The following is a 13,715-nucleotide window of genomic DNA, read 5'->3' as shown; positions in this document are numbered from 1 at the left end:
CGCACCCAACGCCACATTGGGGCCGCTAGCCGACCGTGGGTCCACGGCTCCGGCAGCCGTGCCTGAAGCGCCGCGGGCCGCCGGATCAGCCCGGGTCCGGCGGGGCCGACCAGTGGTGCAGCGCCCACCAGGACCGTACGGTGTCGAGGACGCTCGCGCCCGGGTTTTCCGCCAGCGCCAGCGGCGTCAGCTCGGCCAGCCGGTCGAGGCGGTAGCGGACGGTGTTCGGGTGCAGGTGCAGCGCTTCGGCGGTGGGCCGCAGCCGCTGGCCGTGGTCGAGGTACGCCAGCGCCGTCGCGGCCAGCTCGCGGTGGAAAGCGTTTCCCGGATCGAGCGAGCCGAGCAGCTCCGCGGCGAGCAGTTCGCCGAGCAGCGGCTGCGCCGTCATCGCGAGCTCGCCGGCGAGCCCGGTGAGGTCGTGGTACCCGCGCCGCTCGCGCCGCGCGGCGATCCGCAACGCGGCCGCGCACAGCTGGTGGATTTCGCGCAGCGCGGGCAGCGGGGCGGCGGGCGCGGCGATCAGCAGCACCCCGTCGGCGAGCGCGACTTCGGCGGGCGGCCGGGCCGCCAGGCCGGTGAGCCGCCCCTCGACCAGGCCGTAGACGCCGCCGAACTCGAGGAGCGCCTGCTCCAGCGTGCGCGCCTGCGCGGGATCGCTGACGTCGGACACCACGCAGTGGTACCGCCCACCGGGCCGCAGCCCGGCGTGGTGGAGTTCTTCGGGCGCGGGCGGCGTCCGCGGTCCCGGCAGCAGCACCGTGCGCAGCAGCTGGGTCCGCGCGTCGCGCACGGTGCGCGAAAGCTGGAGCTCGGCGGCGTGATAGCCCTTGACGATGTGGCGTTCCAGCGCGCCGGTGTAGCGCTCGGCGTCGAGGATGGTTTCGAGGATGAGGTCGTCGGGCACGCCGGCGGCCGGGCCCGTTCGACGGCGACGCGGGCGGCGAGCGTGCGGCCGGCCTGGACCCCGTGCAGGAGATCGGTGAGCGGGACACCCTGCGCGGCGCGGTCGGCGCCGAGCGCCTCGGCGGTGGTGTAGTCGGCGGTGTCGGGGTTCGTCGCGGCCCGCAGCGCCGCGGAGAGCAGGAACTGGACGTGCCGCCGGTTCTCGGCCGCCGGCAGCCGCGCGACTCCGGGCGACTGGCTCCGCGCGGCCTCGACCAGCTCGTCGAGCACGGTCTCGTCCGCGGCCATCGCGTCCAGCACTTGCTGGAGCAGCGGTGACGCCGGCACGGCACCTCCCCGGGACCCCGTTGTCGCACGGCCACAACGCCGCGCCCGTGATGTTGGGCGAGCGGGCCTACCGGAGTGGCTCCGGTGGCCCGTTATCGTGGCAATACCGGACAGTAACTCCTCTACCTCGCGAAAGCCATCGAGAGTTTCGCGAGGGCTGCCGCACACCTCTTCAGCGTCGAAAGGTGTCTCCCGTGCGCATTCCCCCGACTGGTGCCCGAACCCGCCGAAGGCGGTCGTACCTCTCCCGTGCGGTGTACCTGGCCTCCGCCGTTGCCCTGCTGGCGACCGGCGCGGCGGTGCCCGCGACCGGCGCCCCCGCGGCCCTGCGGGAGGTGATGTTCGTCGGCAACAACTGGGACGGGACGGCGGACGTCATCCAGTCCCGGGGCTCCTTCGCCCGCGTCGGCCGCGTGAACATCGTCCCCGACAAGGACGAACGGCTGCGGGAGATCTACCTGAACCCGGTCAAGCTGGCGTTCTTCCTCGGCATCCGCAACGGGCCCGGCGAAGGCCACGACCAGTTCGTCGACGACATGTACACCACTCCGGACGGCGGTTCGGTGGTGGCGTCGCGGCCGAGCTTCGCCGACGTCGTGTCGGTCGACCTCGCCACCGGCCGGATCAACTGGCGCTTCCCGGTGTCGGGCTTCCGCTCCGACCACATGGCGGTCTCGCCGGACGGGCGCCGCGTCGCCGTCTCCGCCTCGACGGCCAACACCGTGCACGTGCTCGACATCGTCACCGGCCAGCAGGTGGGCTCCTTCGCGACGGGGGACAAGCCGCACGAGAACGTGTTCACCGACGGCGGCCGGTTCGTGTGGAACATGTCGATCGGCGAGGTCAACACCGATCTCGACGCCCCGGGCTGGGACTTCACCAAGGGCGACCGGCGCATCACCGTGGTCGACGCCGCGACGTTCCGCCAGGTCAAGGTGATCGACATGCGGCAGCGGCTCGACGCCTTCGGGCGGAATGACCTGTCGGACGCGGTGCGGCCGGTCGCGTTCACCCCGGACCAGTCGAAGCTGTACTTCCAGGTGTCGTTCTTCAACGGCTTCCTCGAATACGACGTCGCGACCGACAAGATCACGCGGGTCAAGGAGCTGCCGAAGAACCCGGCCGCCAGCGACGACCGCAAGACCTTCGTCAACGACTCCCGCCACCACGGCATGTCGATGAGCCCGGCGGGGGACAAGCTCTGCGTCGCCGGGACGATGGACGACTACGCCACGGTCGTCGACCGCGCGTCCCTGCGGCAGGGACAGCTGGTCCCCGCGGCGAAGCCGTACTGGGCGACGGTGAGCGGCGACGGCAGCGCGTGCGTGATCTCCGAGGCCGGCGCCGACCAGGTCACCGCGATCTCCTTCGCGACGGGGCAGAAGCTCGTCTCGGTGCCGGTCGGCGACCACCCGCAGCGGGTCCGCCTCGGGCACGTCCCCGAGGGCTGGACGGGACCCGCGGGTTCCTGACGGACTTCAGGACGTCTCGAAGGCCGCGGTCAGCCAGCCGCGGACTTCGTCGTCCACATCGGACACCTCGCGCAGGCTCAGCCTGTGCCCGACCCGCGGCCCGCTCGCCCAGCTCGCCGGGGCGATGCGGGCCGTTTCGACCGGGTGCGGCAGCCACAGGTACACCAGCACGTCGCGGGACCGCGGGCGCAGTTCGGCGAGCTTCCGGTCGCGCTTGAGGAACACCCCGACCTTGACGGCGTCCTCGTGGACGTCGCCGAGGTCGCGCAGGTGCCCGACGACGGCGTCGTAGATCGCGCGCTGCCACGGCGGCTTGCCGGCGAACGTCTCGTCGACCGTGCAGCCGGGCACGCAGGTGTGCCCCTGGCGGGCGCGCGCGAACTCGCGGTCGCAGCGCGGGCACGTCCACCGGGTCGGCATGCCGTCCAGGATGGCACTCACAGCGGCGCGGGGCCGAGCGCCGGGATCGTCGCGGCCGCGTGCACCAGCTGCCGGGCGGCCGTGGCCGCGGCCTCCCGCTGCGACAGCGGCAGTTTGTCCAGCAGCGCCCCCAGCGCGGCGTGCCGCCGGTCGAGGATCCGCGCCACCAGCTCGCGCCCGGTCTCGGTCACCTCCAGCGTCACGACGCTGCGGTTACCCGGACTGCGGCCGCGGGCCAGGTAACCGAGGGTTTCCAGGCGGTCGGCCAGCCGCGTCACCGACGACGCGTTCACGCCCATCGCCGCCGCCAGCTGCGAGCTCGGGACCCGGCCGAGGCGGTCGAGGATGAGCAGCAGCCGCGTCTGGGGGAAGGTGACCTCGGGTGGCGCCGCGTGCGCGCATTCCCACGCGATCCCGACCAGGACCAGGGTGAGGCCGTCGAGGGCCGCCACGTCCGCGTCGGCGCCCGGAGGCGTGTCTTCGAGGGTTTGCATGACGCAATACTTGCCAGTCGCAAGAGCATCGGTCAAGATGGACATCCCCGGCCTTCGCCGGCGGTCTCCGGGCGGCTCGCCCGCTGCTTCCTTTTCGTGGCCAATGGCCGTCCTGATGCGCTGAATTCGTTGGCGCACAAGAAAATTCTCCGGATTTCGCTGAACCTCCGCGCCACGGCGTCCGTGTACCCCGTACCGAACTTGTCGTCAGAAGGAGGAACGATGCCGGATCATCGTGGCATGACGGGCCGGGCCAAGGTCCGGACCGCGCTGGTCGTCGTGGCCACGCTCAGCGTGGTCGGCGTGGGCTCGGTCATGGTGCTGAACGCCAGTGCCCAGACCGCGCCCGGCTCGACACAGGCGCAGGTGCCGGCGCACAGCGCGGGCATGGCCGGCATGCAGATGGGTTCTGCCGCGCAGGCCGGGGCCGCGGACAACGTGATCGGCGCCGGGCCGGTCACCGAGCTCGACAAGACGTTCCTGGTCAAGGTCCGCCAGGCCGGGCTGTGGGAGATTCCCGCCGGCGACCTGGCGCAGACCCACGCCAGCAGCGAGGCGGTGAAGCGCCGGGCTGCACCTGCTGGACGGCCACTCGCGCCTCGACCAGCTCGTCCGCGAGGACGCGAAGATGCTCGGCGTGACGCTGCCGGACCAGGCCACCGCCGAACAGCAGGACTGGGTCCGCCAGCTGACCAACGCCCAGGGCCTGGAGTTCGACAAGCTGTTCGCGAACGTGCTCCGCGCGTCGCACGGCAAGATCTTCGCGACCATCGCCGAAGTCCGCGCCGGCACGCAGAACGACGTCATCCGGCGGCACGCGAAGCAGGCGAACCAGACGGTCCTGGACCACATGGAGGTGCTGGAGGACACCGGGCTGGTCGACCAGCAGACGCTCGCCGACGTCGCCGCGGCGGTCAATCCGCCGAAGTGATCCCGCTGGCGGTGAGCGCAGCCGGGTCTGGGCCGAGGTCAGGCGGTGAGCCCGTTCCGGGCCAGTTCGTGGCCCGCCAGCAGCTTGATGACGTCCCGGTCGCGCTCCCGCCAGCCGGTGGCGAGCCGGCCGGACTTGGCCAGCCGCCGCAACGGCTGGGTGGTCAGCGCCCGCAACGCGAGCAAGTCCAGCCCTTCGTCCCCGAGGTCCCGCAGCGCCGCGGCCGCCGTGGCGCGGCGGGTGTAGTGCCAGCGCAGCGGCAGCCAGGTCACCACGAGCGTCAGCAGCGGAAGTGCGATGATGATCGCCGCCATCCACCACGCGAGGCTCTCGACGGCCTCGATCTGCCACCGCCCCGCGTCGGCGAACTTGGTCCCGACGGCGGACCCGCCGCGCAGCGCCTTCGCGAGCGCGTCGCCGATGAGCGGGATCCCGTCGGCGGAGCTCGCCGCCGAGTCGAAGGTGCCCCGCAGCCCGGTGCCGGCGTCGACGAGTCCGTCCCCGGGCGCGCGCAGCTTCGTCACCTCGTCGTACACCGACGTCCCCAGCCACACCGCGAAGACGACGAGCAGCAGGGCGAGCAGGTCGCTGACGAGCTGGGCGGTACGGCGGATCGGCCGTTCGGCGTAGAGCTGCATCGGGACGCCTTTCGCGGTGAGGGTCGCGGCCACGGCAACGTACCCGCCTGCCGGATGGGTGAATCGCGCGGTCCGCGCCGATCTATGACGTCCGTCATAGTGTGCGGCCCGCACCCGGCGTGGTCTCATGGGACTATGACCACCGTCATAGAGATCCGCGAGGCGGGCGCCGCCGATCGCGAGTGCGTCGCCGCTCTGGTCGCGGCCTGCTCGCCCGCCAGCCTGCGCGGCCGGTTCCTCATGGGCGGGCCCGCCGAACCGGCCGAGATCTTCCGGCGCTACCAGCGTTTCCTGCTCGCCGGGCCGCCGGCCGGTGTCGCGCTGCTCGCCACCCGCGGCGACACTCCCGTCGGCCTGCTCAACTTCGTCTCCGAGACGCCGGGTGAAGCCGACGTCGGGCTCCTCGTCGCCGACGCGTGGCAGCGGCGGGGGATCGGCAGCGCGCTGGCCCGGTGGCTGTGGACGGCCGGCCGGTGGCCGGGGTGGACCGTGCGCGCCACCGCGCGGTCCGGGAACACCGGCGCCGAGGCGCTGCTGCTGCGTCAGGGGTTCCGGCCGCTGCCGGCCTACGAACGCGGTGAGCGGGACTTCGCGCTGGTCGTGCCGGACTGGGCTACCATGACGGGCGTCATGAAGGAGGCAGTCGATGACGAGGACGCCGCGCGAGCGGATGGTGCTCAGCGCCGCGCAGCTGGTGCGGATCCACGGTGTCGGGGCGACCGGCATGCGGGAGGTGGTCGCCCACGCCGAAGCGCCGCGGGGATCCCTGCAGCACTACTTCCCCGGCGGTAAGGACCAGCTGATCGCCGAAGCCGTCGCGTGGGCGGGGGACTACGCCGCCCGGCGGGTGGCGCGGGTCGCCGCGAAGCTCGACGATCCGACGCCCGGCAAGCTCTTCGCGGCGATGGCCGCCCAGTGGCGCGACGAGTTCACGACCGCGGGGTTCGACGCCGGCTGCCCGCTGGTCGCGACGGTCGCCGACACCGCGTCGACCAGCGACAGCCTGCGCGAAGCGGTCGGCAAGGCCTTCGACGGCTGGCAGCGCCCGGTCGCCGCCACCCTCGAACAGCTGGGCGTGCCCCCGGCCCGCAGCACGTCGCTGGCTGTGCTGATGCTGAGCGCCCTGGAGGGCGCGATCGTCCTGGCCCGGGCCCACCGGAACGTCGCGCCGCTCGACACGGTGGTCGCGGAGCTGCGGCCGCTGCTCGACGGCGCCGTCGCGAAACGGCGCCGTCGGTCCTCCACTGTGGACTAGAGGCCGCGGAAGAACTCCCGGATGTCGCGGACCAGCACGTCCGGCGCTTGCAGCGACGCGAAGTGCCCGCCCGTGTCGTACTCCGTCCAGCGCGTGACCGTGTTCGACAGCTCGGCCAGGCCGCGGATCGCGTGGTCGCCGAGGAAGTTCACCACCGCCGTCGGCACTCCGGACGGCGCCGGCCGCTCGCCCCAGCCGTCCTGGCCCGCCTCCAGGTAGAGGCGCGCGGCCGAGCCCGCGGTGCCGGTGAACCAGAAGATCGTGACGTTCGTGAGGATCGCGTCGCGGCTCACCGGCGTCTGCCGCGTGGCCGCGGGATCCCAGTCCACGAACCATTCGAGGTTCCACGCCAGCTGCCCGGTGGGGGAGTCGTTGAGCGCGTAGGCGAGCGTCTGGGGCCGGGTGGCCATCTGCGTGGCGTAGCCGGAATGGGCGTACCACCACACTTCGTTCTCCTGGGCCTGCTTGCGGTCCTCTTCGGACAGCCGGTCGAGGTCGCCGGGCGCCGTCGGGACCCCGGCGTTCGCGACGGCGTTGACGTGCACGCCGAGCACCGACTCCGGTGCGGTCCGCCCCAGCTCGGGCGAGACGATGCTGCCGAAGTCGCCGCCCTGGGCGCCGTAGCGCTCGTAGCCCAGCCGCCGCATCAGCTCGGCCCACGCCCGGGCGATCCGGCGCGTGTTCCAGCCCGGCTCGGCCGTCGGGCCGGAGAACGCGAAGCCGGGCACCGACGGCACGACGACGTGGAACGCGTCCGCCGGGTCGCCGTCGTGGGCGCGCGGGTCGGTGAGCGGGCCGAGGATCTCGAGGAAGTCGGCCACCGTGCTCGGCCAGCCGTGGGTCAGGATCAGCGGCGTCGCGCCGGGTTCGGGCGAGCGCACGTGGAGGAAGTGCACGCGCTGGCCGTCGATGGTGGTCGTGAACTGCGGGAAGGCGTTGAGCCGGGCTTCCTGGGCACGCCAGTCGTATCCGGTGTGCCAGTACTCCACCAGTTCGGCGAGGTAGGTCTGGCTGACGCCGTACGACCAGCCGGCGCCGGGCAGCTCGCCCGGCCAGCGGGTGCGGGCGAGCCGGTGGCGCAGCTCGTCGAGGTCGGCTTGGGGGATGTTGATGCGGAAGGGATCCATGCGCTGAGCTTCGCGGGCATGTAGGACAGGATCGGTCCTGGACCTCTGGCATTCTCGGCGGCATGCGGGAAACCCCTGGCCGATTGTTGCGGCTGCTGTCGTTGCTGCAGATGCACCGGGACTGGTCGGGCACCGAGCTCGCCGAGCGGCTGGGCGTGACAACGCGGACGGTGCGCCGCGACGTCGACCGCCTGCGGGAGCTCGGCTACCCGGTGCACGCGGTGATGGGACCGGTCGGCGGGTACCGGCTCGGCGCCGGCGCGGAGCTGCCACCGCTGCTGCTGGACGACGACGAGGCCGTCGCGGTGGTGGTCGGCTTGCACGCCGGCGGGGTTTCCGGCTTGGAAGAGGCGTCGCTGCGGGCGCTGACGAAGCTCTCGCAGGTCCTGCCCTCCCGGCTGCGGCACCGCGTCGCCGCCTTGGAAGCGAGCATGCTCGCCTTGCCGGTGCGCGGCCCGGAGATGGCGGCGGTGCTCACCACGGTGTCGGCGGCGATCCGCGCGGCCGAGACGCTGCGCTTCGACTACGTGAGCCACGACGGCACCGAGTCCCGCCGGGCGGTCGAGCCGCACCGCCTCGTGTCGTGGGGCCGCCGCTGGTACCTGGTCGGCTGGGACACCGGCCGCGCGGACTGGCGGACGTTCCGCGCCGACCGGCTGACGCTGAGGACTCCGAACGGCCCTCGGTTCGTCCATCGCGAGCCGCCCGACGGTGACCTCACGGCGTACCTGACGCGGACGATGGGCCGGGAGATGTGGCCGTACCGGGCGGTGCTGAAGATCCACGCGCCGGCGTCGGAGCTTGCCGGGCGGGTGGAGGGCGAGGTCGTGCCGATCGACGAGCGTACGTGCCGGCTTGAACTGGCGACGGATTCTTTCGACATTGTCGCGTTTGTCGTGGGGATGCTGGATGTCGCTTTCGAAGTCGAGTCGCCGCCTGAGCTGGCTGAGCGGCTTCGGGTTCTTTCTGCGCGGTATTCCAGTGCTGCGGGGGACTAGCTTGGGTTTCAAGATACGGATTCCCTGCCGCTCTTCTCGTTCGGGCGGGTGCCGGCGTTCACCCCCTGGGCGCCAACGATTTCGTGATCAGCGCGGACGAGACAGTCCGGGTCACCGCGGACGATGGCGAGGGTCGGCCGCTTCCTTGTCGAAGATCAGTAGAAGCAGGATATCGCCATGTCATCGAAGCGCACGAACGTCTTGGCGCCACTGCTGTTGCCGTAGATGACTTGGAGGTAGATATCGCCACTGAATGGGCGCAAGTCCAGTCCGCCGATGGAGATCTGTTTGTAGCCGCCGCCGGCGACCCATGGGTACGTCTCCGCGATAATGTGCCAACCGTTGGGGTTCCACACTTGTAGGCCGACCTGCGCCCCGGACGCCAAGGGGTTGATCCACACTCCGACTGCGCAGTTGTGGCGTGTCCATTGGCTGATGTTCACCGGAATCCGGTTCGCGGCCCAACCGTTGCCGACATGGAGCCAGCCATTGTTCTGATCCCAGTGGGCCACGCCACCGTTGATATCGTAGCCGGCGACCCCATCGCCGGAGCCGCCGCCCTGCCATCTGGTCCAGGGTGTTGCACCCTCAAGGCCGTCCCATACTTGAACCACGCTTGCGTGGGCCGGCGGAGCGGTCACGGCGACCGCTCCGCCGGAAAGAGCGACGATGCCGAACAAATAGACAAGCGCCTTCGACAGTTTCCGCATGCTGGACGATCCCCTCAGAAAGGCCCAGGCGTGTGCCTGGGGCGACGCAATACGAAACTTGCTGTATCTTTTTCGCACGGTCGGATCTCCTTGGATGAAGATGCCGGCTGCGGAAGGTTTCCTTTCCCGACTGGCGGTTGATGGTGCCGACTTGACCCGGGGTGAGCGTGGGTTTCGGTCATCAAGCAGGGACAGTATATCAAGAGGTAGCGATATGCGATGGATTGATCACCAGGAGTGGGACTGTTCCAAGATCGGTTTTCCGGCCCGACACGCCGGGCTGAGGTCCGGCGGGATGGGCACTGTGAGTGATGACATCGGGCTTTGTGAGTCCACGCAAGAGTGAGTCCAAGCCGGCGCGGGAGCTGTCGCCGGAGCAGGCCGCCGCGGCGGCGATGGTGGCCGAGGCGAAGGCGTGGGGGCTGGCGTTGACCGGCCCGGACGGGTTGCTGAAGCTGTTCACCAAGAATGTGCTGGAAACCGCGTTGAACGAGGAGATGACCGAGCACCTCGGGCACGAGAAGAACCAGGCCGCCCCGGATCGCGAGTCGACGAACGTGCGCAACGGCACCCGCCCGAAAACGGTGATCTCCGACGCGGCGGGCGAAGTCGGCATCAACGTGCCACGGGATCGGGAGAGCACGTTCGAACCGCGGATCCTGAAGAAGCGGCAACGGCGACTCGCCGCGCCGAAATGAACGACTGGGCCAACCGCCCTCTCGATGCGGGGCGGTGTACGTGGCGGTGTTCATCGACGCCGCCATCGGCGTCACCATCGACGGTCACAAGGACGTCCTGGGCCTGTGGATGGGCACCGGCAGCGAGGGCGCGAAGTTCTGGATGAGCGTGCTGATCGACCTGAAGAACCGCGGCATCCGGGACGTGTTCTTCCTCGTCTGCGACGGCCTCAAAGGCCTGCCTGAGGTCGTCGCCGCGGCCGCTCTAGACGAATTCGAAGAGAAATGGCGTGCGAAACACGCAGCCTGGACCCGACCGGGACAGGCCGCGCCCGATGGACGATGCGCTGGATGAGTCGGCCCGCAGCGCGGTGCCGGTGTTGCCACCGGTCCGTTTCTGCGGGCCGCTCGCCGAACCCGGCGTGCGCCTCTCGACGCACCGGGCTCTCCACGGTTGGTGCCGTCAGACGTGGTTGGGCCGCATGAACGGGTTAGGGATCTTGTTGCCCCGATAGCGGTAGCGGCTGACCGTCACCGATGCCGGGTTGAACAACGCGACCCCGTCTGCCGCGATCGGCAGCCACCGCCCGGTCGAGGTGGTGAACCGGCGGCGGAACGCTGTCCACCTCCAGCGATGCCGCTTCCTCAGCCACCTGATCACTCGCCAGTCGACGAAGTGCCTGAGATGGTTGAGGATGTGTTTGCAGACGGCATGCCGGAAGTAGTTGGTCCAGCCGCGCAGGATTTGGTTGATCCTGCCGATGACGGCGCCCATGTCGGCCTGACTGACGCGATGTGTCAGGGCACGGATCTTTGCCTTCACCGACCGAAGTGGATGGTCAGCGATGAACGTGTATACGTACCACTGGTTCGTTCCTCGCTTACGTTTCCACTGGATGCGGAAACCCAGGAAGTCGAACCCGTCCGCCATATGCGTAACCCGCGTCTTGGCCTCCGAGAAACGAAGGCCCAACGGAGTCAATGCACTGGCGATGTCTTCGCGCAGAGCCACCACGTCGTGCTCCTGGCCGTGCACGAGCACGACGAAATCGTCCGCATAGCGGACGATCCGCCACGTCGGCAGGCCCTTGGAACGACGGTAGTTGCGGCGGGCGGTGGTTCCCATCGGCCCGTCTGGCTTCCAGGGTGCCATCACATGCTCATCGAGCACCGACAGCGCGACGTTGGCCAGAAGCGGGGACAAGATCCCGCCTTGCGGGGTGCCGGTGTCGGAGCCCTCTTTCTCGCCGACCTCGGTCATCACCCCGGCCTTGAGAAACGCCTTCACCAGCGCCAGCACGCGTTTGTCCTTGATCCGATGACGCACCCGGTCCAGCAGGGCCGCGTGGTCGATCGAGTCAAAACACGCCTCGATATCCGCGTCCAGCACCCACTGATAGCCGCGGGAGCCGAACATGTGGATCTCGGCGATCGCGTCCTGCGCCCGCCGCTTCGGCCGGAACCCGTAGGAGACCGGCAGAAAGTCGGCCTCGAAAATGGGTTCCAGCACCAGCTTCAACGCCGCCTGGACCACCCGGTCCGCGATGGTCGGGATCCCCAGCTTCCTGAGTTTCCCCGAACCACCGGGCTTAGGGATCCTGCGCTCCCGCACCGGCAACGGCCGGAACGAGCCCCCTTTCAGGGAGATCCGCAGGTCTTCCAGGAACCCCGAGACACCGAGGCGCTGCTCGACATCGGCGGCGGTGAGACCGTCGACGCCGGGCGTGTTCGCACCCCGGTTGCCCGCGACCCGAGCGAACGCCACGATCAGCGTCGCCGGGTCGTGCACGAAGTTGAACACATCGTCGAACCTGCGGCCAGGATCGGCCGCCGCCCAACGGTGAAGCTTGGCCTGCATCTCCGATACCCGCTGCCACGGCCCCTTCGAGGCCTCGGCCGGGGCACCACCGTTCGGCGGTGCGTCTTTCGGCATTACAGCCACCATCTCCTATCCATCCGCTGTCGCCCTTCCCCATGCACCGGGCTTTCCCCGGCTCGGAGTACTACGGCGACTCCGCCCCACCCCGGGCCGATCGGTCGACGATGAACCCAGCCCAACCATCCACAATGGATTTGTGGCGGAGGGCGAGCCCCGAGGTGGTTCCCGTGTTCACTGTGGTTCGCTTGATCGAGGAGGAGCCCGACTCTGCCCCTGCGGTATCGCCGCGCCTACGCCGCAGGCTTTCAGCGCGGCCTTCCGAGCCGTCGGCTTCACCACCCGGAAGTTCCCCAACCGCCGGCACGGCGGCAGGGACGCACCGCTCCCGGCCCACATCCACCAGGTTCGAGCCGGTAAAACGTTGAGAGGCTTTACGTCATCGGTTCCTCGCGTACTCCTTTCGATCCCGCTCGCCGGACCCGCACCATCTGGCAGTACTGGCACGTCCCGGCTTTGTCAGGGCTGCTCCCAGCCTCCCCGGCACCTCCCGGATCAGCCTGCCCTCAGCTCCAGCCGGGCCGCTGCGACGACCCGACGGTGGCGGTCTCTCACCTCCACTCAAACCACAGCGCCTCACGGCGCACGAAGCCAGTGATCAACGCGTTTGCCATCACGTTCGGCGACCGCTGGCCGGAAGCCGAGACCTACTGATCAACAACGCCGTAGTTGCGCGGCTGAGGTTGGTTGACGGTTGCACGCAACGCACGACTTGGACGGGCCCGTAGCCGGTGGCTGCGGGCCTTTCCCGTGTTCGGTTGTCAGGCGGTGAGGGGTAGGGGTTGGTGGAGGTTGTTGCGTCTGGGTTTTCGGTGTTTGTCCAGGAAGACTGGTGGGAGGAATTCGGGGAGGCCGTCGGCGGCGATGCGGACGTCCCAGTCGGAGCGGTGCAGCAACCGGTGATGGTGACCGCACAACAACACCAGATTATGCAGGTCGGTCGGCCCGCCGTCGGCCCAGTGCCGGATGTGGTGGCCCTGACAGTGCCGGGGTGGGCGGTGGCACCCCGGGAAGGCGCAGCCGCCGTCGCGTAGGTAGAGGGCGCGGCGCAGTCCGGTGGAAACCGTCCGGCGAAGCCTACCCAAGTTGAGGGGCTCGTTCTTGCCGCCCAGCACCGCCGGGATGACCCCGCAGTCACAGGCATGCAGCCGAGCCTCGGCCGCGGAGACCGCGCCCAGGTCACCGAGGATCGCGTGCCCGACACCGGACTTGAGGTCGGCGAGTGAGACGGTGATCATGACGTGGGCTCGTTCCCCGGCCTGCACCGGCAGGTCGGGTGAGTTCAGCGCGAGGTCGAGCAGGTCGGAGAAGGCGTCGCCGTAGCGTTCCTGCGGAGACCGCAAATCCGGGCCCTCGTCACTGGCACGGCGTTCGGCCATGGAGTCCAGCAGGGCGCTGGCGCGGGTGCCGGTCTCGTCGTCGAACCTGCCGTGCAACTCCCACACCCCGGTCCTTTTCCGCCGCAACGACACCTCCCGACCCGGGACGGCGGGTTCGGTCGGGTCGGGTTCCGGCCCGTCCGGGACAAGATGCGCCAAGATCCGTGCGCCGAGCGCGGCGACCTGCTTGTGCCCGGCGTCCGCGGCGAAGGCCAGCAGAGACGCCTCAGCCTCGTCGCGGTGCTCGACGGGGACCTGCTGCACGACCCCGACGATGGTGTCGATCATCGGGTTGCTCAACACCCCGGTTCGGGCGGCGACCCCGGTGGCGGGAGCGACCGCGGGAACGGGGGTGCCGTCGAGGTTCTGGCCGGGGTTCACCGCCCGCGCCCGCTTCACCATCACATCGGCGGCCTGCTTCGACACATCAGCCAGATGCTCCAGCAAC

Annotated in this window: 15 protein-coding genes and 1 pseudogene; 7 read left to right on the top strand and 9 right to left on the bottom strand. The window is 70.1% G+C overall.

What is annotated here, in order from left to right:
* Positions 1-85 precede the first annotated feature (85 nt).
* The gene (locus AB0M82_RS38655; protein WP_364733191.1) at positions 86-904 is read right to left on the bottom strand and encodes a helix-turn-helix domain-containing protein; all 819 of its coding nucleotides are present in this window, start codon (positions 902-904) and stop codon (positions 86-88) included.
* Between the two features lie 62 nt (positions 905-966).
* Between AB0M82_RS38655 and AB0M82_RS38650 the strand changes: the two genes are divergently transcribed.
* Together AB0M82_RS38650 and AB0M82_RS38645 are read left to right on the top strand one after the other, a co-directional pair.
* Entirely contained in the window at positions 967-1,221 is a 255-nt protein-coding gene (locus AB0M82_RS38650; RefSeq protein WP_364733188.1) for a hypothetical protein, read from the top strand.
* Positions 1,222-1,568: 347 nt separating this feature from the next.
* Complete coding sequence (locus tag AB0M82_RS38645; protein ID WP_364733325.1) at positions 1,569-2,702, top strand: YncE family protein; 1,134 nt, start codon at positions 1,569-1,571, stop codon at positions 2,700-2,702.
* 6 nt (positions 2,703-2,708) lie between these two features.
* Here AB0M82_RS38645 and AB0M82_RS38640 read toward each other — a convergent pair whose 3' ends face one another.
* The 3 genes from AB0M82_RS38640 to AB0M82_RS38630 form a co-directional block, all read right to left on the bottom strand.
* A complete protein-coding gene (locus AB0M82_RS38640; RefSeq protein ID WP_364733186.1) occupies positions 2,709-3,122 on the bottom strand; it encodes a DUF5655 domain-containing protein in 414 nt (137 codons plus the stop codon).
* Positions 3,123-3,139: 17 nt separating this feature from the next.
* The gene (locus AB0M82_RS38635; protein WP_364733183.1) at positions 3,140-3,616 is read right to left on the bottom strand and encodes a MarR family transcriptional regulator; all 477 of its coding nucleotides are present in this window, start codon (positions 3,614-3,616) and stop codon (positions 3,140-3,142) included.
* Positions 3,617-3,846: 230 nt separating this feature from the next.
* A complete protein-coding gene (locus AB0M82_RS38630) occupies positions 3,847-4,104 on the bottom strand; it encodes a hypothetical protein (RefSeq protein WP_364733180.1) in 258 nt (85 codons plus the stop codon).
* Positions 4,105-4,244: 140 nt separating this feature from the next.
* On the opposite strand from AB0M82_RS38630, the gene AB0M82_RS38625 reads away from it, so the two are divergent.
* Positions 4,245-4,547, top strand: a complete 303-nt coding sequence (locus AB0M82_RS38625; protein WP_364733178.1) for a DUF4142 domain-containing protein — start codon at positions 4,245-4,247, stop codon at positions 4,545-4,547.
* Positions 4,548-4,585: 38 nt separating this feature from the next.
* Here the strand turns inward: AB0M82_RS38625 and AB0M82_RS38620 are convergent, their stop codons facing one another.
* Positions 4,586-5,218 carry a hypothetical protein gene (locus AB0M82_RS38620; protein WP_364733176.1) on the bottom strand — a complete coding sequence of 211 codons (633 nt, stop codon included), beginning with the start codon at positions 5,216-5,218 and terminating at the stop codon, positions 4,586-4,588.
* A gap of 102 nt (positions 5,219-5,320) precedes the next feature.
* Here AB0M82_RS38620 and AB0M82_RS38615 point away from each other — a divergent pair, with 102 nt between their 5' ends.
* Together AB0M82_RS38615 and AB0M82_RS38610 are read left to right on the top strand one after the other, a co-directional pair.
* On the top strand, positions 5,321-5,977 hold the full coding sequence (locus AB0M82_RS38615) for a GNAT family N-acetyltransferase (protein ID WP_364733174.1): 657 nt from the start codon (positions 5,321-5,323) through the stop codon (positions 5,975-5,977).
* The gene (locus AB0M82_RS38610; protein ID WP_364733323.1) at positions 5,919-6,440 is read left to right on the top strand and encodes a TetR/AcrR family transcriptional regulator; all 522 of its coding nucleotides are present in this window, start codon (positions 5,919-5,921) and stop codon (positions 6,438-6,440) included. The genes AB0M82_RS38615 and AB0M82_RS38610 overlap by 59 nt, the downstream gene beginning before the upstream one ends.
* Here the strand turns inward: AB0M82_RS38610 and AB0M82_RS38605 are convergent.
* The gene (locus tag AB0M82_RS38605; RefSeq protein WP_364733171.1) at positions 6,437-7,567 is read right to left on the bottom strand and encodes an epoxide hydrolase family protein; all 1,131 of its coding nucleotides are present in this window, start codon (positions 7,565-7,567) and stop codon (positions 6,437-6,439) included. The genes AB0M82_RS38610 and AB0M82_RS38605 overlap by 4 nt on opposite strands.
* Positions 7,568-7,629: 62 nt before the next feature.
* On the opposite strand from AB0M82_RS38605, the gene AB0M82_RS38600 reads away from it, so the two are divergent.
* The gene (locus tag AB0M82_RS38600; RefSeq protein WP_364733169.1) at positions 7,630-8,565 is read left to right on the top strand and encodes a YafY family protein; all 936 of its coding nucleotides are present in this window, start codon (positions 7,630-7,632) and stop codon (positions 8,563-8,565) included.
* A 155-nt stretch (positions 8,566-8,720) separates the two neighbouring features.
* On the opposite strand, the gene AB0M82_RS38595 is transcribed toward AB0M82_RS38600, so the two are convergent.
* Positions 8,721-9,275 (bottom strand): hypothetical protein, encoded by a 555-nt coding sequence (locus AB0M82_RS38595; RefSeq protein WP_364733167.1) that lies wholly within the window; start codon positions 9,273-9,275, stop codon positions 8,721-8,723.
* A gap of 326 nt (positions 9,276-9,601) precedes the next feature.
* Between AB0M82_RS38595 and AB0M82_RS38590 the strand changes: the two are divergent.
* Positions 9,602-10,205, top strand: a pseudogene (locus AB0M82_RS38590) (transposase); the annotation flags it as partial.
* Positions 10,206-10,415: 210 nt separating this feature from the next.
* Here the strand turns inward: AB0M82_RS38590 and ltrA are convergent.
* Positions 10,416-11,885, bottom strand: a complete 1,470-nt coding sequence (gene ltrA / locus AB0M82_RS38585) for a group II intron reverse transcriptase/maturase (RefSeq protein ID WP_364733164.1) — start codon at positions 11,883-11,885, stop codon at positions 10,416-10,418.
* 764 nt (positions 11,886-12,649) lie between these two features.
* Positions 12,650-13,715: DUF222 domain-containing protein (locus AB0M82_RS38580; RefSeq protein ID WP_364733162.1), on the bottom strand; the 1,066-nt coding region annotated here is incomplete at its 5' end.

Origin of the sequence: Amycolatopsis sp. NPDC051128, assembly GCF_040682715.1 — a bacterium.
Lineage (GTDB): Bacteria > Actinomycetota > Actinomycetes > Mycobacteriales > Pseudonocardiaceae > Amycolatopsis.
This window is presented reverse-complemented; position numbering and strand designations above follow the sequence as displayed.

Coding starts and splice junctions, on each gene's coding strand:
- AB0M82_RS38640 (WP_364733186.1), bottom strand. CDS start 3,122: ATGCCGACCCGGTGGACGTGCCCGCGCTGCGACCGCGAGTTCGCGCGC.
- AB0M82_RS38605 (WP_364733171.1), bottom strand. CDS start 7,567: ATGGATCCCTTCCGCATCAACATCCCCCAAGCCGACCTCGACGAGCTG.
- AB0M82_RS38600 (WP_364733169.1), top strand. CDS start 7,630: ATGCGGGAAACCCCTGGCCGATTGTTGCGGCTGCTGTCGTTGCTGCAG.
- AB0M82_RS38645 (WP_364733325.1), top strand. CDS start 1,569: ATGTTCGTCGGCAACAACTGGGACGGGACGGCGGACGTCATCCAGTCC.
- AB0M82_RS38625 (WP_364733178.1), top strand. CDS start 4,245: ATGCTCGGCGTGACGCTGCCGGACCAGGCCACCGCCGAACAGCAGGAC.
- AB0M82_RS38615 (WP_364733174.1), top strand. CDS start 5,321: ATGACCACCGTCATAGAGATCCGCGAGGCGGGCGCCGCCGATCGCGAG.
- AB0M82_RS38595 (WP_364733167.1), bottom strand. CDS start 9,275: ATGCGGAAACTGTCGAAGGCGCTTGTCTATTTGTTCGGCATCGTCGCT.
- ltrA (WP_364733164.1), bottom strand. CDS start 11,885: ATGCCGAAAGACGCACCGCCGAACGGTGGTGCCCCGGCCGAGGCCTCG.
- AB0M82_RS38635 (WP_364733183.1), bottom strand. CDS start 3,616: ATGCAAACCCTCGAAGACACGCCTCCGGGCGCCGACGCGGACGTGGCG.